Source organism: Paenibacillus sp. 37, from assembly GCF_008386395.1.
Classification (GTDB): Bacteria; Bacillota; Bacilli; order Paenibacillales; family Paenibacillaceae; genus Paenibacillus; species Paenibacillus amylolyticus_B.
In genome coordinates, this window is record NZ_CP043761.1 from 618,647 (window position 1) to 644,999 (window position 26,353).

At 48.1% G+C, this 26,353-nt stretch carries 24 protein-coding genes; 19 read left to right on the top strand and 5 right to left on the bottom strand.

The genetic code is table 11. The annotated features are described in order from the left end of the window. The first annotated feature begins 14 nt into the window (after positions 1-14). The 13 genes from F0220_RS02915 (at position 15) to F0220_RS02975 (ending at position 13,890) form a co-directional block, all read left to right on the top strand. A complete protein-coding gene (locus F0220_RS02915; protein ID WP_036672144.1) occupies positions 15-275 on the top strand; it encodes an acyl carrier protein in 261 nt (86 codons plus the stop codon). Next, on the top strand, positions 275-1,153 hold the full coding sequence (locus F0220_RS02920; protein ID WP_105601455.1) for a hypothetical protein: 879 nt from the start codon (positions 275-277) through the stop codon (positions 1,151-1,153). The genes F0220_RS02915 and F0220_RS02920 overlap by 1 nt, the downstream gene beginning before the upstream one ends. Positions 1,154-1,173: 20 nt before the next feature. Further along, positions 1,174-2,130: a 3-oxoacyl-[acyl-carrier-protein] synthase III C-terminal domain-containing protein gene (locus F0220_RS02925; protein WP_181155564.1), complete on the top strand. Its 957-nt coding sequence runs from the start codon at positions 1,174-1,176 to the stop codon at positions 2,128-2,130. A gap of 15 nt (positions 2,131-2,145) precedes the next feature. Next, positions 2,146-2,868: a hypothetical protein gene (locus tag F0220_RS02930; protein ID WP_091018561.1), complete on the top strand. Its 723-nt coding sequence runs from the start codon at positions 2,146-2,148 to the stop codon at positions 2,866-2,868. After that, complete coding sequence (locus F0220_RS02935) at positions 2,868-4,025, top strand: acyl-CoA dehydrogenase family protein (protein WP_091018562.1); 1,158 nt, start codon at positions 2,868-2,870, stop codon at positions 4,023-4,025. The genes F0220_RS02930 and F0220_RS02935 overlap by 1 nt, the downstream gene beginning before the upstream one ends. Next, positions 4,018-4,986 carry a hypothetical protein gene (locus F0220_RS02940; protein WP_149846251.1) on the top strand — a complete coding sequence of 323 codons (969 nt, stop codon included), beginning with the start codon at positions 4,018-4,020 and terminating at the stop codon, positions 4,984-4,986. Before F0220_RS02935 ends, F0220_RS02940 begins: the two co-directional genes overlap by 8 nt. Before the next feature lie 18 nt (positions 4,987-5,004). Then, a complete protein-coding gene (locus tag F0220_RS02945) occupies positions 5,005-6,393 on the top strand; it encodes an MATE family efflux transporter (RefSeq protein WP_181155563.1) in 1,389 nt (462 codons plus the stop codon). A gap of 27 nt (positions 6,394-6,420) precedes the next feature. After that, on the top strand, positions 6,421-7,602 hold the full coding sequence (locus F0220_RS02950; protein ID WP_105601448.1) for an arginase family protein: 1,182 nt from the start codon (positions 6,421-6,423) through the stop codon (positions 7,600-7,602). 2 nt (positions 7,603-7,604) lie between these two features. After that, the gene (locus tag F0220_RS02955; RefSeq protein WP_105601447.1) at positions 7,605-8,582 is read left to right on the top strand and encodes an LpxL/LpxP family acyltransferase; all 978 of its coding nucleotides are present in this window, start codon (positions 7,605-7,607) and stop codon (positions 8,580-8,582) included. A gap of 24 nt (positions 8,583-8,606) precedes the next feature. Continuing rightward, positions 8,607-9,914 (top strand): M16 family metallopeptidase, encoded by a 1,308-nt coding sequence (locus F0220_RS02960; protein WP_105601445.1) that lies wholly within the window; start codon positions 8,607-8,609, stop codon positions 9,912-9,914. Beyond that, positions 9,907-11,130: a M16 family metallopeptidase gene (locus F0220_RS02965; protein WP_105601443.1), complete on the top strand. Its 1,224-nt coding sequence runs from the start codon at positions 9,907-9,909 to the stop codon at positions 11,128-11,130. Before F0220_RS02960 ends, F0220_RS02965 begins: the two co-directional genes overlap by 8 nt. A gap of 34 nt (positions 11,131-11,164) precedes the next feature. After that, entirely contained in the window at positions 11,165-11,971 is an 807-nt protein-coding gene (locus F0220_RS02970; protein ID WP_181155562.1) for a 4'-phosphopantetheinyl transferase family protein, read from the top strand. Positions 11,972-12,078: 107 nt separating this feature from the next. Next, positions 12,079-13,890: a S9 family peptidase gene (locus tag F0220_RS02975; RefSeq protein WP_149846252.1), complete on the top strand. Its 1,812-nt coding sequence runs from the start codon at positions 12,079-12,081 to the stop codon at positions 13,888-13,890. Positions 13,891-14,060: 170 nt separating this feature from the next. On the opposite strand, the gene F0220_RS02980 is transcribed toward F0220_RS02975, so the two are convergent. From F0220_RS02980 to F0220_RS02995, 4 genes are all read right to left on the bottom strand, one after another. Then, positions 14,061-15,095: a phosphotransferase family protein gene (locus F0220_RS02980; protein WP_105601439.1), complete on the bottom strand. Its 1,035-nt coding sequence runs from the start codon at positions 15,093-15,095 to the stop codon at positions 14,061-14,063. A gap of 21 nt (positions 15,096-15,116) precedes the next feature. Continuing rightward, on the bottom strand, positions 15,117-16,091 hold the full coding sequence (locus F0220_RS02985) for an SMI1/KNR4 family protein (protein ID WP_105601437.1): 975 nt from the start codon (positions 16,089-16,091) through the stop codon (positions 15,117-15,119). 167 nt (positions 16,092-16,258) lie between these two features. Further along, positions 16,259-17,290, bottom strand: coding sequence for a ribonucleotide-diphosphate reductase subunit beta (locus F0220_RS02990; RefSeq protein ID WP_105601435.1), 1,032 nt, complete (start codon positions 17,288-17,290; stop codon positions 16,259-16,261). A gap of 405 nt (positions 17,291-17,695) precedes the next feature. Further along, positions 17,696-20,014, bottom strand: a complete 2,319-nt coding sequence (locus F0220_RS02995; protein ID WP_149846253.1) for a ribonucleoside-diphosphate reductase subunit alpha — start codon at positions 20,012-20,014, stop codon at positions 17,696-17,698. A gap of 773 nt (positions 20,015-20,787) precedes the next feature. Here F0220_RS02995 and F0220_RS03000 point away from each other — a divergent pair. Then, complete coding sequence (locus tag F0220_RS03000; protein WP_017690882.1) at positions 20,788-21,114, top strand: MTH1187 family thiamine-binding protein; 327 nt, start codon at positions 20,788-20,790, stop codon at positions 21,112-21,114. Positions 21,115-21,298: 184 nt separating this feature from the next. Here F0220_RS03000 and F0220_RS03005 read toward each other — a convergent pair whose 3' ends face one another. Next, positions 21,299-22,423: a PsbP-related protein gene (locus F0220_RS03005; RefSeq protein WP_105601434.1), complete on the bottom strand. Its 1,125-nt coding sequence runs from the start codon at positions 22,421-22,423 to the stop codon at positions 21,299-21,301. 444 nt (positions 22,424-22,867) lie between these two features. Here F0220_RS03005 and F0220_RS32780 point away from each other — a divergent pair, with 444 nt between their 5' ends. The 5 genes from F0220_RS32780 to F0220_RS03020 all read left to right on the top strand — a co-directional run bounded on the left by F0220_RS32780 (position 22,868) and on the right by F0220_RS03020 (position 26,336). Further along, the gene (locus F0220_RS32780; protein ID WP_017690880.1) at positions 22,868-22,972 is read left to right on the top strand and encodes a hypothetical protein; all 105 of its coding nucleotides are present in this window, start codon (positions 22,868-22,870) and stop codon (positions 22,970-22,972) included. 43 nt (positions 22,973-23,015) lie between these two features. Then, on the top strand, positions 23,016-23,123 hold the full coding sequence (locus tag F0220_RS32785; protein WP_017690879.1) for a hypothetical protein: 108 nt from the start codon (positions 23,016-23,018) through the stop codon (positions 23,121-23,123). A 264-nt stretch (positions 23,124-23,387) separates the two neighbouring features. Continuing rightward, on the top strand, positions 23,388-23,699 hold the full coding sequence (locus tag F0220_RS32790; RefSeq protein ID WP_017690878.1) for a hypothetical protein: 312 nt from the start codon (positions 23,388-23,390) through the stop codon (positions 23,697-23,699). A 1,060-nt stretch (positions 23,700-24,759) separates the two neighbouring features. Beyond that, positions 24,760-25,356 (top strand): RNA polymerase sigma factor, encoded by a 597-nt coding sequence (locus F0220_RS03015; RefSeq protein ID WP_091018589.1) that lies wholly within the window; start codon positions 24,760-24,762, stop codon positions 25,354-25,356. Beyond that, the gene (locus tag F0220_RS03020; protein ID WP_105601432.1) at positions 25,353-26,336 is read left to right on the top strand and encodes an anti-sigma factor; all 984 of its coding nucleotides are present in this window, start codon (positions 25,353-25,355) and stop codon (positions 26,334-26,336) included. The genes F0220_RS03015 and F0220_RS03020 overlap by 4 nt, the downstream gene beginning before the upstream one ends. The last annotated feature ends 17 nt before the right edge of the window (positions 26,337-26,353 follow it).

A 26,353-nucleotide genomic window follows, 5' to 3' on the forward strand; every position in this document is an offset into this window, starting at 1 on the left:
GAGAGATGATGATCATGACGACTGCAGTATTGCTTGAAGAGATCAAAGGTGCCCTTGCTGAAGTGTTGAATACGGAAGCCAGGGAGGATATTCAATTAAGCACATCTTTATTTGACGAACTCTATCTGGATTCGACCTCTGTTCTGGAACTGTTGATGACGCTGGAAGACCGGATTGAAGGTCTGGAGATTGACCCGGATGATCTGGAGCCCGATGTATTTGATACGGTAGGCTCCCTGGCTGCTTATATTGAGAAGCAGCTCATTGCGGCCTGATGGCTTCGCCTGTTGCCATACGGGAGATGGGAGTCAGGCTGTTCTGGGAGAAGAAGCCCCCGTTTGATCATCCGGAACTGCTGCGATTTCATCAGGACATGCTCGCGGGTACTCCGATCAAGTACGACGTTCAACTTTTGCAGGGTCGTAACAACAATGCCTATCACGAGATGAGTGTGGAACTGCTGGAAGAGACGGGACTTGATCGGGTCATGCAGGATGTGGATGTGTTGCTGCTGGCATACAATTTTCCGAATACCCGCCCGGATATATCAATTGTGAATTATTTGATGGATCGTTATCAGGCCCGTTTTATCAGTTTTGCTGTAAATGATCTTGGTTTTGGTGCTCCTTTTGCGGCGCTCCACATGCTTCAGCATTATCTGGGCAGAGAAGGTTACATGAAAGGCATGCTGCTGGTTATGGACCAGACAGCTCTCCCCTATGAAACGATGGAACTTGTTTCACCGCCTGGACCGGACACGGCTGCAGCAATATACCTTGATCGGATGACAGGCGTAGGACCTTCCCTGCTTGGTGTAGAGATGCGACATGCCGAGTATTCCATAGCCGATACTGCGGAGATGGTACTGGATCGATTATGTGCCCAGGCATCCATTCACCGAAATCAGATTAACCTGCTCATCCATCCTGATCTGGAGCAGCTGTGCAATCAGGCTGCTTGGTACAGGGAGTGTGGATCGAAGAGTTATTATGATCCATCGCGCTGGAGTGCAGCACCATTCTTCGCATTACAGGAGTTATTGGAGGAGAAGGACGGGGGCGAGTACATATGTCTTATGCATCTGGAGCAGACGGATTCGTTTATTCATGCCTTGCTGATCCGAACCTGTGAATGGAGTATGGATGGACACTAGTCGCAGAAGGAGGGAGAACATTGGGGTTCGGTATTGTGGATATTGGCGTCTATTTGCCTGAACAGATTCAGCAGCCGGAGGAGGTGCTGGCTGCCCTGGAGCTTGGGAAAGGTGAGCTTCAGTTTCTGCGCAAGTACCACCGCCTGGAAGGTGTGCCTGTAACGGAATCGGGCCAGATGCTTGACGATACGATCGCACAGGCTGTGGAACGGCTCCAGACCAGACCTGCCCTTTCCGGAATCGACCTTGTTCTCTATGTCCATTCCTTTCAGGTGCAGACACCGAGCGATTACAGGCTTTTGCAGCGTGTCCTCCAGCGCTTAGGGCTGGAACATGTACCGTTCTATGGCATATCCCAAATGAACTGTGCATCGTCGATAGCCGCTCTTCAATGGCTTGAGCGAATCTCGCAAACGCAGCCTCACATTCGGAATGTGTTGTTGATCTGTGCGGATCAATTCAATTTTTTGCCTCCCGAATGGCGCTATCTGCGCAAATCGGCCATTCTGGGTGATTCTGCCGTAGCTGTTCTATTGAGCAGAGAGAGCTGTCAGCATGTCGTTCAGGCGGCGCATGTACTGCGAGATACCCGGTTCCATACTGGTTATCATGCAACCGCCGATGAGATCTCGGCATTTAACCGATTGTATGTGGACCATATCATTCAAGGGATGGAAGAGCTGCTGTCAACGCAAGGCCTGAGTTTCGAAGATGTGGATCATATTTTTCCCCATAATGTGAACTGGACTACCTGGAAGGAATTCTCGCGACGTACGGGAGTTGGACTTGAACGGATATATCTGGATAACATTCAGCGAATCGGACATACCTTTTCCACCGACCCGTTCATTAACCTGAGTTCGGGATTTGAGCAGGACTGGGTGTGCAGGAAGGGGCACTCCATCATGGTCAGTATCGGGCTCGGCAGTTTTTTTGGTTTTGCACTGGTGGAGCATGGAGGATGCGAAGAAGAATGAACAGGAGGAATGACAATGCACGTTATTGAATTCCAGGGCCCAGATGCAAAGCCCGTCGGATCAAAAGCAGCAGGCAACCCCGTTGCTCCGATATCGGAAATGTTGGAGGCAAAAACCTTGCTGGTGAACAATCGTCCAGTGCTTTTGGCAACAGGTCCATACGTGCTCGCGACCGCTCATCTCATTGAACAAGATGCTTTACTTTGGCATGAAGAATCAGCTGGGCTGTATCGTTGGAACCAACTACATGCCGTTCATGTACAGGATCGGATGCTGGAGCCCTCCGGATTACTGTTATACCGGGTACAGCCGAATGAGGGTGAGAAGGCTGAGATATCAGGCGAGAAAGTGACCTCGAATGAGCTGAGAACACGCCTGCTTGAGTTCCGGGTAGAGCTGTGCAAGGTTGGATTGGAGCAGGTTCGCAGGCATTTGTCGGTGCGAATATCGGGGGGGCAATCCACGTTTCAGCACCAGCTCGTGAAAGGCATGGTCGCTGACATCCTGACAACGCTCTACATGGCGGAAACATTGCCTGAGGAACGTTTTCTCTCAGCAAATCCAGGTCTTCCATCGGTCCGGGTTCATGCGTGGATACATCAGGAATTGGACGAAGCCTTCAGACAGATTCAACGTCTTGGCGGCGGTTTCGGTTTTTTGAGACATGGCGTATCTGCATATACATATGCAGGCCAACTGGTGAAAAACATGCTGTTGCCAGCTAAGGAGGAATATTGATGATTACTCCATCAACGATTGCGATTTTCGAGCAAGTGATGAAGCAGTATGCTGCGGAGCTTCGTCAGATCGGCCTGACGATTGACCAGGAGCCAGACCGGCTCACCGAGTTTTTGCACACGTCTGCCCTGCAGGCCATCAATCATATGATGATTCCCCCGGAGTATGGCGGCCAGCCAATTGTAACCATAGGTCAGGATCGATATTATGGACTCTCTTCACTGGAAAGAGTCATTACGATCGAGCAGTTGTCCGCAGGAGATGCGGGCGTTTTTCTGGGAGGACCTGGTCCTTCCATGTCCAGCATCGTCATGATTGACTTGGGCGATGAGGAACAGAAGGAGCGCTTTTATAGCCACTTTCTGAAAGGTCCAGCCTGGGCTGTTTTTGCCTTGTCAGAGCCGGAGAAGGGTTCAGATGCCACTGAGATCAGCACGCGGATTACGCGACATCCGGATGGGGGAATGGAGCTAACCGGACATAAATTCTACATTGGGAACGGACACCGGGCGAGTATTGGACTGGTATTCGCCCAGACCAATCGTACGCCTCTGGGCATTCAGGTGGCTATAGTTGATCCTTCTGTGCCAGGTTTCTCAGCAACCCCGCTGGACACGATGGGGCTTCGCGGTCTGCAACTCAGCCATCTGCAATTCGAGGCCTTCCCACTGGAAGAGAAAGATATTCTGGGTCGTCACCTAAGCCCAACCAAGCGTGGACTGTGGGGAGCACTGCGTACATTCCACCGGATGCGCCCTAGCGTGGCGGCTTTGGCGCTTGGTGTTGCACAGGCTGCATATGATTATGTTGTAGAGCATAGAACGATCTTTACAGAACGTGAAAAGACAGAACTGGAGCGACTGGAGATGCGTCTGCATGCGCTGCGCAGCATGATTCGGAATGCAGCAGCAGAGATTGACCATGATGCGAATAAGGGATATCTGGCTTCCCTCAGTAAAATACGGGCTGCGTCCGTTTCCGAAGAAGCGACGGAATGGGCACTGGAGATGATGGGGCCAGGTTCCTTACTGGAGCATCCTCTGCTGAACAAATGGTATCGCGATGCAAGGGCCTTTGAGTTCATGGAAGGCACAACGTCCATTCAGAAGATAAACGTTTTTCAGGCGTATGCCAACGGGAAGATGCAGCATGTCTGATTCACTTCATGATGATATTGGCGCACCAATCTATGTGGATCATATTTGCTGGCTTACTGCGGAGGATCATCTGTACTCGCTGGATTGGCCAACACCGGATGATTATGTTTACGTATCACCGCACATATATATGGAGGATCACTATTATGGTCGCGTGGGAACGCTGACTCGCTCCCTTATGGCAGACGGGAGACGGGTGACAGCCGGTGATCTTGCGCTTATGGTGCTGGAGCAGTTGGGTACAAAGCCGCATTGGGATTGGTTGATCCTTGCCCAGACCTGTCCGGAACGTCATGCGCTGAATGCTCCACTTGCCCGAATGCTTGAAACGGCCCCGTGGCGAGTTGATCATCCACTTGGTATTACCCATATGGGTGCGCTCGCAGGCACCGAGGCCATTCAGGTTGCTCTTTGGAGCATGCTTCCTAACGAACGGACTGCGATTGTGCTGGTGGAGCAGCGAATTCTCCATGACGATGGACAGATTGGATATGGTCAACCATCTGAACCTAAGGGTGATTTGGGTGACATGGCGGTGGCGCTTGAGGCAGGCCTTGGTCAAGGAGCGTTGCAGATACACTATGCGGGAAAACGGATCATCAGATCGGATGATGCCACGGCTTTTGCATCCGAGGCACTCGGCATGATCCGCGAATGGATCGATAGCCATGCAGCCGTGCATGTCATTCTTCAGTCGAGACTGGGATTACGTCTCAATGGCAGTTCTGTTTTGTATATTTCGCCTTCCAAGACCATCTGCGTTCCACGCACCGATTATCAGAGCGGTGATGTATGGATACAGCTGGCAGATAAGCTAGAGCGGGGTATCATCAGGCCGGATGATCGAGTCATGCTGGTCTCGTGGGATGACGATCGGGTGATATCTGCTTGTTGCGTGCATGTGATACGTCTGCCGATCCTCAACAGGCTTACAATAAATCAAGAAATCAAGACTTCATGAATTATGGAGGTGAACCCCATGCAGGGGATCGATTATACGGCCGGCTCGATCCATCGTTTGTTATTCCGTACGGCCGTTCCGATGCTACTCGCTTCTCTGGTTAACGTGATTACACAAATGGCCAATGTATTTTTCCTGGGTCATACGAGTCAAAGTGTATTATATGTGCTCTCATTGTATATTCCTGTCTCATTCGTCATGATTGCCATCATCGAAGCGATGCAACTGTCTGTTCAGGTAGCGGTAGCGCGCAGTCGTGCCGGGGGCTCTCGTGCATTTACCCAGCTATTCGTGCACATGATGGGCAGTGCAATGCTGCTTGCCATTCTGACCGGGGGAATTGTGATGTTAATGACCCCTGTGCTTTCATGGTTTTACCGTGTGCCTGCCGACATTGGGCCCATGTTTACGCTGTACGTAGGGGGAATGATGGCAGTGAGCATCCCGGCTGTCCTGGCTGCAGTGACCAGTGCGGCGTTACGAGGGCTGGGCCGGGCACAGGCAGCGTCGTGGAACGCAGTTGGGATGGCGATGCTAAACATTGCTCTTGTGTATACATTTGTGTCGGTCTTCGGGTTGGATCTGAAGGGCATCATCTATGCTAACCTAATCACTTCCGTCTTGTCCTTGGCTATCTCTCTGCTCATTCTGTTCATTCGTCGGGAAATGATCTTTGAACGCTTTGCTTTTGCAAAAAAACATCTGATGGCCCTCAGGCATGTCGGTATTCCTGTGTTCATCTCGTACTGCATGATTTTTCTGAGTACATTTTTTTTTAATAAAATTGTCAGTCACTTTGGCGAAGGGGCGGTTGCTGGCTTTGGCGTTGGTTATCGAATTCAGACGATGGCGATCCTGCCGGGTATCGTCATTGGGTCGGCCATCGGCATTATCATCAATCATAATTTGCAATCACCACACCGGCCAAGGGCCTATGCAAGTTATCGCCAAGGTCTGTTGCAATCCTTTGTTCTGTACGTGATCATTGCCGTTGCCGTCTGGATCTGGCGAGACCCGCTTATCGCATTTCTGATCGAAGACGCGGCAACCCGAGCAGAAGCAGCACAGTATTTGTCCATCGTAGCTCTTTCCTATATTGGCATGGGTCCCATGATGACAACGTTGCTAACGATGGAACAGAGCGGGCGCGGATATCAGGCCATACTCCTGAATGCGGTGTATTTTCTGATTATTATCGTCCTTGGCTGGGGATTGACTCGGGCCTTCAATGAGGTTACTTACTTCTATGCGGTGATTGCTGGCATGAATGTGGTCGGCATGTCGTCGTTCTTCCTGCCTTTCATGCGAATGCTGAAGCGGGAATATGTGGAGTCGTCTGCGGATAAGGACATCAGTACAGAAGGTGAAGCGACGTTGCCGAATAAGAGCTATTCCACACAGACTTGACTCTAACTACGTACAGGAGGTTTTTGCATGACAACATCAGAACCTGCTTATCTGGTACGTCGCATTGCAGATGCGTGGATCGCTGCGGATGAAACGTTCAGCCAGTTTTATGAGCTGGAACCTGCGAAAGAGCTGGAGCCACAACGCCCCCCGGATTTGCCGGGGGTGGAACCTGCGGAAGCGCCTTTTTTTTTGTATGAGCCTCTTATCGGTCATGGGGCTCCTCAACTGGGGATCTTGGGTATCCCTCATTCTGGTGGGACAAGCATGTTAAACTCCTCCGTTGCCGGACTTGCGCATGCGTTACGCGTAGAATCGTGGAAAAAGGTCATCTATCCATCGTTACAAGAGTCCGGGAATTCGAGCTTGTACGATATTGGAAGTGGGAGACGATTGCTTGAGAGCGTAGCCATGCAGGATTGGGGTACTTGTCTTATGAATGAAGCGGAGGCGGATACAGCTGTTCCTTATCAAAAGGGGCTTGCGGCGGCACTGGATCATGCGCTGGATCAACAGGCACTATTGTGTTGTATTGGCGGAGACCATTCCATTACGCATGCCGTGCTTCAGATGATGGCAAAGGCCCCGGGCAGTCGAAGAGTGCTGGTCCAGTTCGATGCCCATCATGATTGCGGTATCGATGCCATCCATCAGGAGCAACCCAGTCACTCCAATTTTGTGAGACATTTGCTAGAGCAGGATACGGTTGCTGCTGTTGTACAGATTGGCCTGCGTGGTCTTCGCTCAGCAGATCAGATGTACAGCCATCCTGGCTTGATTCAAATATCGGCAGAGCATATGACACCCGAGAGGGTGAGCCATGTTCTGAACGAGGTAAGGCAGAAGTACGATGTCGACTCGGCTTATTTAACTTTTGATTTGGATTCCCTTGATCCGGGAAGCTTCCCGTTTGTTGATTTTCCGATTGCTGCAGGACCGACGTGGCAGAATATTCGAGACTGCGTTATTGCAGCGCTGGAAGTCCCGTTATCTTATGAAGGGATGGACATGGTTGAAGGACAGGGTGTGCAATCGGATCGACACATTCCTGGACAATATGAGCTGGCGCTTCGAATGTTGGTCTATATGATGGATGGTATCGACCGGAATCGTCGGCGGTTTGAATTGTCTTCTAGAACTAGCGCAGCCAGGGAAGGAATGCTGTCGGGAACGGGAGTATCCATGAATCAGGATATACAGGAGGTGTAAGGATGGAGGATTTTCATACATTATATACGTTACATAAGGAACAGGTCAGGGAGGAGTTGTATAGGGAAAAGACAAACGGAATTCAACTGGGATTCTTCTATGCGCTAATGAATATTGTTAAGGAGCTTGCACCACTTCAACCGGAATCGTCACCGGAGTCGATCTGGATGGATTATCTGGCTTTTTTGCGGACGGTTGACGAACACAAAAAAAGCCCGTACTCCTTTATGGATTGGGATGAAGTCGAGGGGCTTGAACATTTGCAAGCGACTTTGCAGGAAGGTGGGGCTTTGTTGACATGGCATTATGGATTCGTCCGGCATAATATGATCACCATCGGACAGGAGATTCGCGCAGGCCACATGAAGTCCGGATTACCCTTCTATCTTGTGGCTGAGCAGGGCACCGTAGAGCAGGAACAGAAGCTGTCGTCATGGAATACCCTACGTCAGTTTGCAGGTGCTGATCTGTTGAATGCCGAGGATGAGATGATTGGCATACGATTATATTCTCATTTGCGGAAGGGAGGTTCATTCAACCTTTTCGTAGATGGTCAGACCGGGTTCAACGCGGATAATCGCGCAGTGGAGCTCCCTTTCCTGAGTTCACGCATCCGGACGAGGAGCGGTATTTTTCGTATTTTAGCCAAGACACGCAAGCCTGTATGCCCCTATTTCATGACATTGACTGAAGATTTTCGTTCTAAAATTGTTTTCTTGCCGCCTTTCATCTTAGAAGGGGATATTCAGGAATCAGCAGGACGTGTATATGAGCCGTTTCGCAATCAACTGCTGAAGCAGCCTGCATTATGGAGATTCTGGGACCGTCACCATCAGCAAGTGATTCACTGGAAAGAGGATGAGACTAATCTTCATTCAACGGAAGCTGAGAGTCAGGTGGACTGGTTCTCCAAGCCGCTGGAGGGATTCGGTCAGCTTGGACTGAACACCGAGAGTGGCATGATCTACAATTTGGGTTAACCGTCAGATAAGGGGGAGGCAAGAATGCAGTCTTTCATTACGGAGCAGTACAATCGTCTATCGGTCCATGTGATGCCAACAAGCCAATACGCCAACTGTTATCTCCACCTGGGTATCGTTAACGAACAGGGAAGGATTCCATCAGCGGTGTTTGCAGTCATTGTGCGGCTGCTTTTCAGGCAGGATTCACTCGGCAAAAGAAAGCTACGGCAGCAACTATGGTCTATGTATGCCGATGAGCTAAGATGCGAATTGGAGCAGAAGGGGGAGACTCAGCTCGCATCCATTCGGTTGCGTATCCCTGCAGGGTTGTTGCCCGGGACCGATGCACGGACGCTCGATGCGCTGAAGCTGCTCGCAGATATGTTGTTTGGATCGAGCCTCCAGGGTGTATTCGATTTTGATGAAGTGCAGATCCAGGAGGAACTTGGTTGGGCAGAACATCATGCTGGCTATGATGTTTCCAATTGGGATAAGGTGGTACAGGGGCGTAGTCTGGAATGGCTTGGGTATGCGGAACGAAGCAGGGATGCCGACGTGGAGCAACTGCAACATTGTGTGCGTGATGGTGAACTGCAGCAATGGTACCGGGAGGTGCTTTGCAGCCCACTACATATTCATGTGATCGGTGATTTCCAGTCGGATGTGATGATAGCTCAGGTCATGGAGACCTTTGTGCCATTGCTTGTCACGGCTGAGGGGAGAGCTATCCCATCTGTGATCGGGCATGGTCAATCTACTGAGCGCCGGGAGGAAGGCGAGATGATGCTTGAGCTGATGGATATTCAGCAATGCAAGATTAATGTGACCTTCACCACCGGGGTTACGTATGGATCGTCGGACTATCCTGCACTGTTTCTTTTTCATTCCCTGTTTGGCGCTACGCCTGCTTCCAGGCTTCAATCCGAGCTTCGTGAACGAAAGCAATGGGTGTATCAGATCTACAGCACACTGGATGATTATCGGGGAACGCTTCATGTGACAACGGGAACAAGCAGTGGATATGTGACGGATGTGCTTGAAGCGATAGATGCTGAATGGCTGAGGATATGCAGTGGAGACATTCAGGAAGTGGAGCTGAATAGAGCGATTCAGAATGTGATGCATTATGTGCAAGTGGGATACGATCTGCCTGAGCAGGTGGTCAACCTTCATATCGATCGATTGCTCAACCGGGTCCAGATGACAACTCCGCAATTCCTGGAAGCCATATCCTGCGTTACTGCGGAACAAGTGGCCGAGGTAGCCTCTGGCATGAAAAAGGCTGTCACCTGGATTTTGTATCCTGAGAGTGAATATTCTGCACCAGTGAAGGAGGTGACTCATGAATAGTATTGTGAATATCGCACCTGTCCGCAGGCGTTTATCCAATGGTCTGTCGGTCCACATTTTCCCCGAACCCCAGTTCCATCATACTTTTGTTTCGTGGTCCGTGTCCTATGGCTCAATCCATGATGCAGCCCTGCCTGGCAGAGCGCATTTCCTTGAGCATATGATGTTCTACAATCCGGATCAACGACCCGTCAAGCCGCTATTTCATACTCTGGGAGCTTCGACATCTGCATTGACACGTTACGATGTAACAACTTATCAAATGGCCTGCACAGGCGATTTGAAACGAAGTCTGGAGTTGTTCACCGGCATGCTAGCTACTCCATATTTCACCCCGATGCATCTGGAACAGGAACGGTCCGCCATTCATCAGGAGCTGTCCATGTATGCAGACCAGCCCTCCTGGAGAGCTTTGCAGCAGTTGACTCAGATGATGTATGGCAGCAATCACCCCATCACAATGGATGTTGCAGGTACACCGGATAGTCTGTATCAAATGACAACGGATGAGCTGAATCATGCTTACAATACTCGCTATGACACAGGAAGAATGGCAGTAGCGGTAGCGGGTCCGGTTGAAGCGGAGTTCATTGTGGACATGCTGGAACAATTCCCTGCAAAAGAATCACTGAATGATGCCTACCTGCCAGAAGTTACACTCGACTATTTGGGCGAGGACTCCAATAAACAATATCGGGAGATTGAATGCGGATTGTCCTTGCCGCTTGTAAGGTATGGGTTCCGTGCAGAAGATGGGATGCAATTGAAAGAGCAAATCGCTTGCATGATCGGCATTGAAGCTTTACTGGGTGAAACTTCCGATTTCTACGCGGAATGTATGGAGTTGGGTCTGCTTCATAAGGGTGCAGAATGGGACCACTATTATCGTAAGGAATTTGCCTTTTCGAACGCTTGTGGGTATTCAGCAGATCCCGTTTCTTTATATAACCGGGTTGAGGAGATGTGTGAGCATATTCAGAACGGAACGCTGTCCCTATCCAACTTCAACTATGCACGGATGAAGTGGTTAAGCAAGTATTATGCAGACATGGATTCGTTAAAACAGCGATGCATGCACGTCTCCGAATATGAGGTGATTGGACTGGATTATATGCAGCTTGGCACGTATGCACTTGAATTAACAGTAGAAGAGGTTAGGAGTGGTCTTAGAACTATTGCAACGTCTGCTCGTCTGCGGATGGTTGTTATACGTTAGCATGTACGTAACCCCGTTTAGGGAGGAGGGCCTTATGGATTCCAGAACCGGAACAATCAGCAGCCTTCTGGCAATGAGGGAACAAGGGAATGATACGTTCACGCCATTTTCAGGAGAACCGGAGGTCCACATTTGGACACAGACTTTACCCATAAGGGAGGATCAACTGCAGACAGCGACTACCATGGAATCCGATGCAATGACTATAGACGAACATGAACGTATGGCTAGAATCAGTACAACCTCACGTCTACAGGCTCATTGCTGGATGATTTCAAGGGTTTTCTTGCGAAGAGTGCTGGCACAGTACATGCAGCTTCAGGCAAGGGATATTCGATTTGAATACGGCACTTCCGGAAAGCCTTATCTCGTGGGAGGTCCGCAATTCAGCCTTTCGCATACGAATGGGCTGTGTGTACTGGCGATTGCATCCAGTAACAACGCAATTGGCATAGATGTCGAATGGGTACGCCCACTGATAAGAGAGCAGGCCATCATCCAACGTTTCCTGACGGAAGAGGAACGGGATTATGTGCTGGAAGCCATGTGTTCCGGGGAAGGTTCTTCTTTTTTGCTGTGGAACATTCTTACAGGCAAGGAGGCCTGGATCAAGGCTTCCGGTCAATCTTTATGTGGGCAGTGGAGGAATCTGAATACGGCACAAGCTATATATCATCATGAACATTTGCTGAAATGGGCCGGACAGAAGTATGTGTTGCAGTCTCTGAAAATGGGCAAAGGCTACTCCGCGTCATTATGCGTGACAGGGAGCCAAATACCACTCATTCACTGGATGAATATGGATAAAAATATGCAAAGCGATGAGGGGATCTGTAATTAAATCTTACATATCTATTGTCTAAACATTGGCATTACCTATAATATGGACAAATGGTACCTTAATTTACCAATGTTAAATTCATTGGTTCAATTCCAAGGAGGTTTGTCATGATTCAGTTCCCTAAACCGGATGTCGAGCAATATTTTCAGACGTACCGCATTTCGCATTTTGCCGTATCGGCAGACGAGAAACGTTTGTTCATGGACAGTAACCTGAACGGTCAGCCGAATATTTGGGCGATGGATTTGCCTGGAGGATACCCGTATCCTTTAACATACTTGAATCAGAGCAGTCAATTTATCAAGGCAGACCCGCAAGGACGTCATCTGCTTACCGCGTTTGATCGGGATGGAGATGAGAACTATCATCTGTATGCACTCCCACCCGAGGGTGGTGTTCCACTGCCTGTGGTTCCGGCGGAACCAAATGATCGCTGTTATTTCGCTGAGTTGTCCGAGGATGGACAGCGTCTCTATTATGTCACCAGCGCGGGTAATCCGAATTATCTGAATTCACGCCGCATCGATCTGGAGACAGGTGAAGATGAACTGTTATACAGTGGAGAAGAGGTTACGAGCAGCCTGGTTGCCGTAAGTCCTGACGAGAAGAGTTATGTCATTCTCAAAATGTACTCGAATACGTATCAGACGGCGCATCTGTATCGTAACGATGAAGAAATGGTAATTCTGCCTGCCTCAGAACGTCATAGTCAGGTATCCGATTTGATTTTTGCAGATGATAATCGCCTTCTGTTCATTACCAATGACGACTCGGCATATTCCTATGTGGCTGAATATCGCATCGATACCCGTGAATTCCGTCTAGTGTGCCAAATCGAAGGGGAAGACGTAGAGTTTATCCGCTGGCATAAGGCTTCCCAGACCTTATATTTCTGGACACTTACAGGACCGGAAAATCGTATGTACGTATTGGGCAAAAATGCCGCCGAGCCTCGGAGCGTAGAGATGCCGCTGGATACGATAGAGCAGGTCAACGTTACCAAGGCTGGTAATGTGTATATCCTCGGACGTGGAGCGATCCAACCGCATAACATATATCGCCAAATGGCAGATGCAGAGTCCTGGGAGCCGCTGACCGCCAATCGGGTAACGGGACTTGACCTAAGTGATCTCGTGTATCCTGATGTTATTCGGTATAACTCCTACGACGGACTGGAGATCGAAGCGCTCTTGTTCAAAGCAAAGCCGGAGCAGGCCAATGGTTATACGGTTTTCTGGCCACATGGAGGGCCGCAAGCCTCGGAAGCGAAGTTCTTCCGGCCGATGTTCCAGATGAAGCTCGCTCAGGGCTATCATATCTTTGCACCGAATTTCCGGGGCAGTACCGGATATGGTGCGGAATTCGTTAAATTGGTTGAGAGAGATTGGGGCGAAGGGCCAAGGCTGGACTGTGTTGCCGGGATCAACTGGCTGTTTGATCAGGGTATTACCTCGCCAGAGCGGTTGTTTGTGGTAGGTGGAAGCTATGGGGGATATATGACCCTGTTATTGGCAGGGCGCCATCCGGAGCTGTTCCGGGCTGCGGTCGATATTTTTGGGCCGAGCAATCTGTTCACGTTCCTGGAATCCGTACCGGAAGACTGGAAGCCAATGATGGATAACTGGCTGGGTGATCCGGTCCGTGACCGTGAACGTTTAACGAAGGATTCACCGATTACGTATCTCGATCAGATGGTTAACCCGATGCTGGTCATTCAGGGTGCCAATGATCCAAGGGTCGTGAAGGCCGAATCCGATCAGATCGTGGCTGCGCTCCAGTCGAAGGGAATTGATGTGGAATACATCGTTCTGGATGATGAGGGGCATGGTTTCTCCAGAAAGACTAACGAGATTCTCGTATATCGCAGGATGCTGGAGTTTTTGCAGAAACATCAGGAGTCACCCGTCGCACAAGCCTAAGTTGAGAGATTCCATGTTTGATTGAAAAATAGTGAGATATAAAAACCGCCAGAGATCATTCTTGATCTTTGGCGGTTCTATCCGTGCGTCCAGATGTTGGTCGACATATATGGAGTGATACATACGTTAGTTTGGAAGGCCCCTATCCTTGAGCGACCTGTCCAAATCTACTAATCTAGCAATGCGACAATCGAATTAATGGACTGCTGCGCCCACTGTGCAAAAGGCAGGTCGGCTGCCCACGTCACTTGTCCTGTCGCTTTGGCTTCCCCCCACCACAAGATACGTTGATAGAGCAGATGCATGCTGAGACGTGTGCGGAAGTGTTGGCATTTCTCCACATCTGCTGCACAGACCAGATCCCGGTAGCAGCGAAGGAACTGTGCGGCCAGTTCTGGTTGCCCCTCACGAACATACCTGGTGGATATTTTGGTTAGGTCGGCTGTTCCGTCTCCGAAATAGGCCGTTGTAAAATCGAACAAACCACTAATCTGCCACCCTGAAGAAAGGTCATTGGAATTTTGAATCAGAATATTCTCGACCTTGAAGTCTCCCATGACAAAACACGGAACAGCTCTGGACCGAAATGCCGGTTCAGCATTCTTGAATTGATCGTCCACCCACCGAACATCTTCATCCGTAATTACGGAGTATTGTTCAGCATCATGTAACCAGTGGCGAATGGTTCCGTACAACCAGTCCAGATAATCGCCTGCAAAGGAAACAATCTGCTGCGCTACAGGATCATATTCCCCGGCGTCAGGCACCTTCCAGCGGTGCAGCTCAGCCAAAGTATGGGCAAGCATACAGGCGATCTCTTCCTGATCCTGCTGTGACAGTGAAGCCTGGAATACCGGATCATACAGGTGATTCCCGGGCAGGCGCGGCATGATGGCATAACTCCAGCCCAGAAGTTCGGTATCTTCCTGTAATAAATAGGGGTCAGGGACAGGAATGGACGTATGTTTCGCCAGTTGTTCTACAAAGAACTTTTCTTCCTGTAACTGTCCTGCATATAAAGGATTGCCTTTCAGAATATACTCTCCAAGGGAAGTTCGAATGAGCAAGGTCTGCCCCATAACCCCTTTATCCGTTCGTTGATAGTCTTCAAGGCTTCCCAGTTCAAGTTCATTCAGCGCGTCCTGCAATGAAATGGCAGCCACTTCGCCAAGTTGATTGGAACCAAAATAGATACGGGTTGTCATATGGCCGGATCCTCCTGAAGTTTAGTCCTCATTCTCTTCGTCAGACAGGTCATACCAATCCTCATCGACCAATCCACGGATGAAAGCTTCAAAATTCGGCGCAAGATATGTAATCTCATAATCATTTTCCTGATCCACATGAACGACACAGGGTTCGCCTTCAGGACCACAGAAACGATAATCCAGCATAACGACATCATGGCCAGCGGATGGACAATCACAGATCACAATCCCCAGGTCAGGGTATCCCCAATCTTCGATCATGAACCGACTCCCAAACTCTCCTCCAAGGGAATACATCTTGTCCCGGCCGATCCCCAAAATACTTGAAATCTCAATATGGTCCACAGCCCAGGAGGTTGCTTCTTCGGTTGGGAACACCGTTCGTGCAGGGATTCCACCATTTTGGGTATGCATAAGCTGAATATAGGAGGCAGGGAGCTTGTAACCAAATTCGTGTTCAAGAGATACAATCATGTCTTCGTCAAAGGGGGCCGACACATGGTTATCCCGTGCATAATCACTCTGCTTCCAGAATGTCACTGGGTCGTACGTTCCTGAAGCAGCACGAAGATGGTTCAACGTGCCACGCTGCTCCCATGCTGTCACTTGTTCTTCATGGCGTTGTCGATCCCGTCGCATCTTCTTGGTAAAAGGTCGAATCTGACTTAGAAATTCAAGGGTTGATTCATCATGAGGCTGAAGTTCGTTAGCTCTCTCAAACGCCAATAGTGCTTGTTCATAGTCGGCGATATAACAGTACGCGTACCCTAAGCGATAATGCCACAGCGGGTCGTTTACCCCTTGCTCCTCGACAGACAACAGTTGTTGAATGGCTTCGCGGTAACGTGCGTCATTGTTATAGGCTCTGGCGAGTTGACCAATCAGATCATAATCCCGTTCTAAGACGGGGATACGCTCGATACGTTCAATAATGAGACTGAATTGGTCCTGCTCATGCCACAAGTTGATTTGTTCCAGCAGTTCTCTTTCCATGAATAGGCCTCATTTCGTTGGGAGGGATGTGAGTCTCTTCCAACTATTTTACAAGGTTCAGAGATAAAAAAACACTCCCGCTTGTAGACAACCACGATGGCTTTCTACGAACAAGGAGTGCTCTAATGTGATCATTATGCATGATTGAAGAATGCAATTAACTGGGTTTACAAATCGTCAAATCCGTTATCGTCCCCAACTTTACCGTAGTTACGGGATTTGGCTTCGAAGAAGTCTGTTTTGGTTGCATTCAGTGCTTCATCGGAGAATGGTTTGATCCAAGGCATGCAGTTTACATCCACACCTTCATATGCTTTTTCCATACCCATCAGACGCAGACGTTTGTTGGCGATGTACTTGATGTAATCTTCCAGCTCGTTCAGGTCAATGCCGCGTACGTTGCTGAGCGTGTAATGTGCCCAGTTGGTTTCGAGCTCAACCGCACGATTAATAGTTGTGTATACATACTCCATGTTCTCAGGTGTGTTCAGTTCAGGGAAGTCTACCAGCAACTGTTTGTACACTTCGGCGAAGAAGTAACAGTGTTGGTTTTCATCCCGTTGGATATACGAGATCATCTGGCTGGTTGCCATCATTTTCTGGTCACGGGCCAGGTTGTAGAAGAAGGCAAACGTACTATAGAAGAAGATTCCTTCAAGTACCAGATCGGCTACCATAGCCTGGAAAAACGTCTGTGGAGACGGCTCGTCCCGGAAGTTCTGATAGATATCAGCGATGAAACGGTTACGGTCAAGCAGTACCGGATCATGTTTCCAGTATTCGAAAATTTCCTTTTGCTCCCGATCCGATACGATGGAAGAGAGTACGTAAGAGTACGATTGGTTATGAACAACTTCCTGTTGTCCGATAATGGCCGAGATCGCTTCGAGTGAAGAATCGGTAAAGTAACGTTTTACGTCACCCACAAACATCGTCTGCATGGAATCAAGTACCGCGAGCAGAGAGATGTTGATTTTAAACGTACGTTGCTCTTCCTCGTCTAATTGGGCAAACTGGGAAGCATCTTTGGACATGGGAATCTCGTCTGCGATCCAGTGGTTAAGTAGCAGTACTTTGTACAATTTGTACATATGTGGCATGCGAATGTCGTTCCAGTTCAGGATACCGGAGCATTCACCTTCAATAATACGGGTTGATTGGTTAGGGGCTTCGGTATTGAAAATTTTCTGTACTTGCATTGTTCCGTTCACTCCTTGAATGAATTTACACTGTATAACTACGATGACAGAACAACCTTCCGATCACTGTTATCCCCTGATTTTTTTGATCCTCTTTCAAGGGGGAAAATCCGGTGATAAAGGCGATGTGTATGCTTCCGAAGTAGCTTTCTTACAGAAAGCTTTTAGCTTCGCTTCTTCAGCTTTGTTCTGTCCTCTTCGTTATCGTGTAATCATTAATTCTTTTATATATATTAGGATTGTATAATGTGGCATCTATATCAACATCTTGCGATGCTGTGATCGTGTTTTAGGCAAAAAAGAACCAGGGCAACGCCATTTTGCAATCAAAACAGGATGCCCTGGTGGTCACCTTGAATCTAATAAATCTTCTCTGTCATACATAAAACGTAACTTGCGCAAAAATCAAGATTCTTCAATCGTTAATGCCCGGCTACGAACATAATAAGTTGATTTCATGCCGGCTCTCCAGGCGTGCAGATGCAATTCTAGGAATTCTGTTGCTTTAATATCTGGTCGAACGTAGAAGTTGAAACTTTGTCCCTGATCGACGTGGCGCTGACGGGCAGCCGCCATATTAATGGAAGCATGTTGATCCACCTGGAACGCCGTTTGGTAATAAGGGCTTGTTTTTTCGGACAGATCCGGAGCCGGGTTGGCAATTTTGTAAGTTGTTTTCTCTTCATAAGATAACAGCTCATAGAGCGGATCAATACTAGCCGTTGAGCCGGCAATGATGGACGTGGAACCATTAGGTGCAATGGCGAACAACCAGGCATTACGTACACCGTTTTGTCGTACTTCGGCTTGCAGTTCTTTCCACTGTTCGGTTGTCACGAACTCGCCTGCGCGCTCACCTGATGTGTACTCGCGTTGGTCGAAGTAGTGACCACTTTCCCAATCGGAACCTTTGAATTTCGGATAATGTCCTTTTTCTTTGGACAGCTCCATACTGGATTTCACGAGCAGGTAGTTAATTTTTTCATACAGATTATCGTTATATGCTACCGCTTCGTCAGACTCCCAATGAATGCCTTCGAGAGCAAGCAGGTGGTGAAGTCCAAACGTTCCCAGACCGACTGCGCGATATTGGCTGTTGGTATATTGGGCTTGCAACACTTCAATGTTGTTAATGTCGATAACGTTGTCCAGCATGCGCACCTGAATTGGAACGAGACGCTCCAATACATTATGAGGTATAGCACGTGCCAGATGGATGGAGTTCAGGTTGCAGACAACAAAGTCGCCAGGCACTTTGGAAATCACAATGCGAGTTTGTCCATCCTTGGTTACGAGTTCTTCCTTTTCAATCACAGTGGCAGACTGGTTCTGCATAATTTCGGTACACAGGTTGGAGGAGTATACCATACCGTGTGCACGGTTAGGATTTGAGCGGTTAACCGTATCCCGGTAGAACATGTATGGCGTACCTGTCTCCAGTTGGGATTTAAGTACACGCTTCATGATGTCAATCGCCTGTACTGTAATCCGGGACAGCAGTGGGTGATTCACTGCTTCTTCGTATTTATCACGGAACGCACCTTCGCCAAAGGACTCATCATAGAAATCTTCCAGTCCGAGTGCACGACCATTCTCGTCCTTCCAGCCCATCACTTTCTTTGTTTCGTGAGGACAGAACAGGCTCCACTCGCCGCGAGTGGATACCCGCTCCATGAACAAGTCAGGCAGACAGATGCCGTGGAATACGTCATGCGCACGCATACGCTCGTCACCGTTGTTCAGCTTCAGATCGAGGAAGGCCAGAATGTCTTTGTGGAAAACGTCCAGGTAGACGGCAATGGCACCTTTACGCGTACCGAGCTGATCTACGCTGACTGCTGTATTGTTTAGTTGGCGAATCCAAGGGATTACACCGGAACTTGTATTTTGGTGACCACGGATATCCGAACCACGAGCTCTGACTTTGCCGAGGTAAACGCCGATGCCGCCACCCATTTTGCTCAGACGAGCTACATCCGTGTTGGAATCGAAGATACCTTCGAGTGAGTCGTCCACCGTATCAATGAAGCAGCTTGAAAGTTGACCGGCTACTTTTTTACCTGCATTGGACATCGTAGGAGTAGCTGCAGTCATGTACATGTTGCTCATTGCCCAATATGCTTCCTTTACGAGATCCATACGTTTCTCGGCAGGCTCTTGGTGCATTAGGAACATGGCGATAACCATATAACGCTCTTGCGGCAATTCCATTACTTTTCCCTCAAAATCGTGAGCGAGGTAACGTTCTGCCAGTGTGAGCAAGCCGATGTAATCGAAGAGCAGATCGTTGCGGTAGTCAATGCACTCAGCAAGTTCGTCGATCTGTTCTTTGGTGTAACATTCCAGCAATTCTTCGCGGTAGATACCTTTCTTCACGAGATCTACAAGAAGAGGATGGAATGCGCCATAAGGCTCGTCCGGGTAAGACTTGTATCTGCGGTTGGTAGCCGCTTTTTTGTACAAGGAAGTGAGCAGGGCGCGTGCTGCTGAAAATTTCCAGTCGGGCTCTTCCTTTGTTACCAGTTCCAGTGCACTCATGATAAAAGCGTTGCTGATTTCGTCCCCGGTAACTTCGTCACGACGGAGTTTGCTGTTTACCCCACGTACGAGACGTTCCTTGTCCAGTGTCTCCAGTCCTTCCAGATTACGGTCGGCATATACCGAGATACGCATCTCATCAAAGGCAAGCTGGCGGTTGTTCGGCTTGGTCACAACTTGTGGCATGAATATTCCTCGCTTTCGCATGTTAAAGAGATAAATTGGAGAAATTCTTTATATAAAGAATTGAGTGTTGTCTTACGGTGAGAAAAAGGTAAAGGTTGCTTTTGGCAGACTGCAACGGCGGTGACAAGTTCATGTCTTAAATCGCTCAACTTGAGGAGCACAAAACAGCACAATGCAGAACATGCTCATATAAAAAGCATTCTCCCGCCTCGCGGCTGAAAATGCCCATGGATGCTCTGGCTTTCTTACTGTCTTAGAAGTTCTGGATATAGACAGAAAAAGGTGCTTATGTAAGCTTTGGTCTATTGCAGATGTGCCTGTAGTTTGAGGATACCGGATGCAGTCCAAACAGCCCCGTTAACCTCCATGTCAACTCTGTTTCGAGAAAGCGATTTACACCTACAGGGACGTGCCTTTGGAGGTGATTTCATCCTGTTTTTCGCGAGAATGCAGAAGGTGACTAATAGAAGCGGAGAAATCTAGTGTTACTACATTTTGTAGCTGTCAACATACTGTAACCCAACATATTGTGTTTGTAAAGTGGGCCGATACAGTAAAACGTAATTCCGAGTATACCATTTAAGCCAGGAATCCGCAAAGGAAAAGGACTGGAAGATTTGAAGATTTATCAAAAAAAATTTTTGAACAATTTGAATGACGTCATCACGTCAGTTTGAATTGTAACGCATTCAACTGGTAGAATAAAAATAGTCAAAAATCGACTAAAATTAGCGGCAGCGGTTGTTCACGGGGCCCAGAGGAGGCGGAGTAAAATGGCAATAGCAGAAGTGACTGTAATTCCAATCGGAACGGGTACAACCAGTCTAAGCAGTTATGTGGCGGACATGCAAAAGGTATTGGAACATCAACGGGGCATTACATATCAGTTAACTTCCATGAGCACCATTATTGAGGGACCGCTTAACGAGATCTTTACAGCAATTGCGGCTCTGCATGAAGCACCGTTTTTGTCAGGAGCTCAGCGTGTTTCTACATCCGTCAAAATTGACGACCGTCGTGATAAACCGGATGCCTCAAGTATACAGAAGTTACAATCGGTTCAGGATAAACTGACGTCACTTCAGGCAAGGCCTAATTAATGGTTTAGTATAAACATCCGTATATACGGTTATTTGGTATGTTATAAATCATCATTAATTAAAGGTTAGATTGTGTCTGTCTGTGTAGTTAACGTGAATTTCTGACATTTATAAACAGAAAGACTAAAAGACCAGCTTAACGTTCATTAAGCTGGTCTTTTTGTATACTCATTTAACATTTTAATTAATCTGCAACTACCAATGAGGCTCCAATCAACGTGGCGTTGGTGTAACCACCGCCAACATTTTCAAAAGAGAAGTTGGTAATTGGAGCACCGATCACCGTGGCATAATCACCGTCAAGCAAATCTCCGGTCGTTGCAGGATATAACGCTATAATATCATTTCCGTTCTCATCCATGACATGAACGACAGAGAAAGTTGCTCCGAGAGAGCTATCTTCTTCAACGGAAATGACTTCCCCGTTAACTTGTACGAAAGTATTGTAATAGTTGGCTACATTTTTATTCAGATGACGGGTCGTTACGTTGGAGTCAACGAGCCCCCGTACCTTTTTGCTTAGTTCTGCCGTAATGGCCGGGAATACATCGTTATGTTTACCAAAGAAATCATAAGATGCCTGCTCCATAAAGGCTGTGTCTTCTGTAATGTACGGAGTTAACTCATTAAAGAAATCCGCAGCTGATGCCGTAACAGATGAATTTCCAGTCGTTGCAGTTGGTGCTGTTTGCTCCAGAGAAGCAGTAATGCATAGGGAATCAAGGATATCTTTGATCTCATCCTGATTATAAGTATCCTTGGCGTAGGTTAACGTCATGGTATAGAGTTCTGTATTGGTCGGAATCAGATACTGCACAAGGATAACATCTGTACCCGAGGAATGCTTATAGGCTCCTTCCAAGACACCAGCGCTATATTCTTTATAAGGCTTGTTTGTGTAGCTGGTTTTTTTATAATCGGAAATGCCGATGCTTGAACCGCTTTGTGTGTAATAATCCACTATATTATTGGCGTATTCTTCAGGATTAATTGAACCGGTTGAGCTGGCCTCAATCGCCAGATTCATATTATCTGCAAATGTGACTGATGAAGATTGGTCTGAAAAGGCAGCTTTAATGGATGGAGCATTCATTTGACTTGTATCTACGTTTTTCCAGGATTCAGGATATGCAAAGGAAAATCCTTCTCCACTATATGTAGTGTATTTCGTAGCTTTTGCTTCTGTTGAGACAGTTTCAGTTGCCTTGGATGCTTCGGTCGTTTGGCTATTGGTTGTTGTGTTTGTTTCTGAATTACCACAAGCACTAAGCAGTGTGGCTAATGCCAAAATCGTAATAAGTTTCTTCATTATGTCTAATTTCTCCTCATGTGCTTCCCATCGGTTGGGATTTTTTCTAAGGTCATCATTTCGTTTGGGATAATCTAGTTTAGGTGGTGAGCATAGAAACTCCTTTCTACTTTATTAGTAAAATAATAACATAAATAAATATTTCAGTATTCATAATTACTAAAAAGGTAATTTATCTGTATTTAACAAGTTAAAAGCTAATAATATACCGTATGGGTATCCATTTTGAGCGATAGTACATACATTTGGTTGATATAACTGTGGGATTTATTTATGACTTAAACATATTTGGACATAACATGCCGACTTAAGAACTAGCCCTTTATGTAGGTGCAATTAGCGAATAGTCGGTGGAAAAAAACAGCCCATTTTCGACCTGAGCCCGGTCCCATGTGTGATTGGTGCATATAGTGAACTGTACCTCAAATCAAAGGAGGGGTTTACATGAGTGGAGTAGTAGGTGGATACGGCGGCGCATGGACATCGACTGGCGCGATCTTGGTTCTCTTTATCTTGTTGGTCATCATCTCTAAAGCATTCTTGATCTAATAAACCGCTTGGACCCTAATATATTTGTAAAGGAGGGTTCTGCATGAGCAACGTAGTTGAAGGCGTAGGATACGGCGGCTGGACATCGACTGGAGCAATCCTGGTTCTGTTCATTCTTCTCGTAATCATCACTAAATCTTTCTGGGTATAATATGGCGAGCTCTGCCGGGCAACCGGTGGGGTTTTTTTTTCTAGAGGACAAGCATGGTGGAGAGCCAGGAAGCTAAGATAGCTTGTAGTTAAACAGAAGAATTGGTGGAATTCAAGAAATGGAAGGGCGGAGTATGTTTCGAAAATGGGGAAGGTACCTCATGGCTAAACGCCCATTTTGTCAAAATGAGGGCGATAGCCCGGTCCAGAGGTAGGCTGAATACATAGCTTAGGGGTGTAGGCAAATGTTAAGGAGGAATGAACAATGAGCGAAGTAAAACCGAATTCACCGAACGGACAGGGACACGTATACGGACATATGGGAGGTTATGAGCATATGCAAGGATACCAATACACAGGTCATGAAATGCATGGGTATGGATATGGTTGTGGAACAATGCCAATGGGATATGGCTATGGATACGGACACCATGCCAATCAGGCTCCAATGATGCACGGTTATCAACAGGGTTGTGGAGTATCCTATGGTCATGGCGGCGGAAGCTGGGGTTCCATGGGTACGATCCTTGTACTGTTCATCTTGCTGGTCATCATCTCCAAAACGATGTTTATCTAAGTATTTGTGAGTGCAAGGAGACTTTACTGATCGTGGATCGTTGCGATAGGTGCTCCAAATAAACTCCGAGTTTGAGTTCCATGTTGGGGCATAACGTACCTATGATTCAGAAAGGGACAGCGTAGGGTTTCATCCTGCGCTGTCCCTTTTTTATTAGAAGTGAAGGAGCGTTGGGATTACTTTCTTTAACGAACTCCACAGACGCTATTCCATGCATTTTCGCCATTTCACAAGTTTAACGAATCGTAGACGTCTTATTATCTGAATCTGGGCATGTTTGGAGCCTATATTCATGAAGTGACACGGATTAACGTGGCTGAGATTCGTTAGCATCTGGTGAGCGTAAACATTTGCTTTAGAGGCCGGGGTTATTTGCACAATTAGAGAAGTAAGGAAGTAAGTATCGAGGGTGCAGTCAGTGGGAGAATGGAAAAATTTTAAAAGCAGAGCCGAATATATCTGGTTAGTCCGATAAGTGAAAGGAAGACTTTTCTCAATGAAGGAACGGTGTCCGATAGTCTGTGGATGATGCTGAAATGTGTATGTAGACATGGATAAACACCCGGAACCCAATTCCGGGTGCTTTGTGTATGTTTTCAATCTTCTCAAGAATAAGTGATATCCAAAACAACAAAAGCCCTACCTCTCTTTTGTCCTTGCGGCTCCGATGACCGCGCCAGTGTGAATGGGAACATCTTGTGAAACTCTGTACTACCGGGTTATTGTGATTCAGGTTCTTCAATCTTCATAGGTTAATTGTGCTTATAGTTCGCTGCGGTCGCAGCATGAAGAAAATATTCCGGGGTTTAAAGAAGACAGAAATCATATGAGGTTGTTTGATACAACTCTTATAGTATACCACAGGCTGTAATTTATTGCAATAAAAAGGAAAGGGTGAACAGAAAAACATGTTTTTCTGGTGGTCTTTCAAGTCAGAAGCTGAAATGCTCGTCTGAAAATATACAGAATTTTTTCAATCTATTTCTCAATTGAGGTAATCCTCTTCAAAAGATTCTGCGTAGGTTATAATAAGAGGGAAGAAACAGAAAGGGGCCCTCGCATGACTGAATCGATGGAGGACAGCAGGTTAATGCGGCAGATTGCGGAACGTGATTCCTCCGCACTGGAGCTTTTATATGACCGTTATGAGCGAGCGGTGTATTCTTTTGCCTATCGGATCGTTGGTGATCCCATGACGGCAGAAGAGACTGTTCAGGAACTTTTTATGCGGGTCTGGAATAATGCTGAACGATACGATGCCTCACAGGGGAAGCTGACCACATGGATGTTTGCGATTACGCGCAACATAGCAGTGGACATGCTGAGGCGGAAATCGAAAGGGGCAGCGGCTACTTCAGTTGAACACGAGACACTGGCGGCCTATGCCGATGAGCATACGAATACGGAAGAAGAAGTGCAGCGTAAATTGGAAGGCACCCGTATTAAAGAGGCGTTGTCCCAACTGAATGGTGATCAGCAGCAAGTTATAGAATCGATTTATTATGCGGGATTAACCCAGCAGGAAGTATCCAGCCGATTCGGGATTCCGCTGGGTACAGTAAAGAGCCGTGTCAGGCTTGCCATGCGACAGCTCCAAAAGTTGCTGGCCGATGCTGAATTGCATCCGGACGCGGGAAGGGAGGGCATACATCCATGATAGAACGACATGAGGAGTGGTCTGATCTGGCACCGATGTATGTGCTGGGCGGACTGGAAGCAGAGGAAGTGGCGGCGTTTGAAGCGCATATGGCAACTTGCGAACCTTGTCGCCAGGAGGTGAAGGAATTGCAGGAAGTGACTGGCTTCCTGCCACTTGCGGCGGAACCTGTAGCACCGCCGCCAGGTATGCGAGCACGTGTGCTGGGCAACGTGCTCGGACATGTGCAGGAGAGCACCGAGGCGAAGCCGGCGGCTGCTCCTGCTGAGCCTGAAGCACCCGTGGTGCTTCAGGAGGATCTTGCGCCGCAGCACAAACGTGCGGCGCAGCCCGGGCCAGGCTTGCCGCCGGTAACGGCAGTGCCTGCAGCCCGGGTGGAAGAGGCTGCCCAGGCACAGCCATGGCAGCCACAAGCGCGCGCGCGTGCGCGCAGCAGCAGCGCTTGGCGCGTAGCCAGTGCCGGCCTTGCGGCCGCGGCACTGTTGCTGGGCGTGTACACGGCGCAACTGCAGAGCCAGATCGACTCGCTGACGCAGCAAGCAGCGGGCTCATCGGCTACGCAAGAGCAGCTCGTGCAGGCACAGGCGCAGAATGCGCAGCTGCAGGAGCAGCTGGCATCAGCTCTGAAGCCCGCACAGGGCATGCAGACTGGCGAGGCAGTGAAGCTGAATCCTGCAACGCAGGACATTGTAGCTCAGGGTCTCGCAACCATCGTTATTGACAGCAAAGGCACTCACCTGGTTGTGCAAGCTGAGAACCTGCCGAACCTGGAAGGCAACGAGGCTTTTCAGGTCTGGTTGATCAAAGGAGATACCCCTCAGAATGCGGGTACTTTCCTTAGTCGTGACGGAACGGGAGCGGTATATTACACATTGGATTCGGCCAACGACTATGATACGGTTGCCATCACGCTTGAACCGGATGCAATGGGAGATGAGCCGCGCGGTACAATGATTCTGGCTGCCAAGATTAAAGGATAAATATAGGATAGATCACC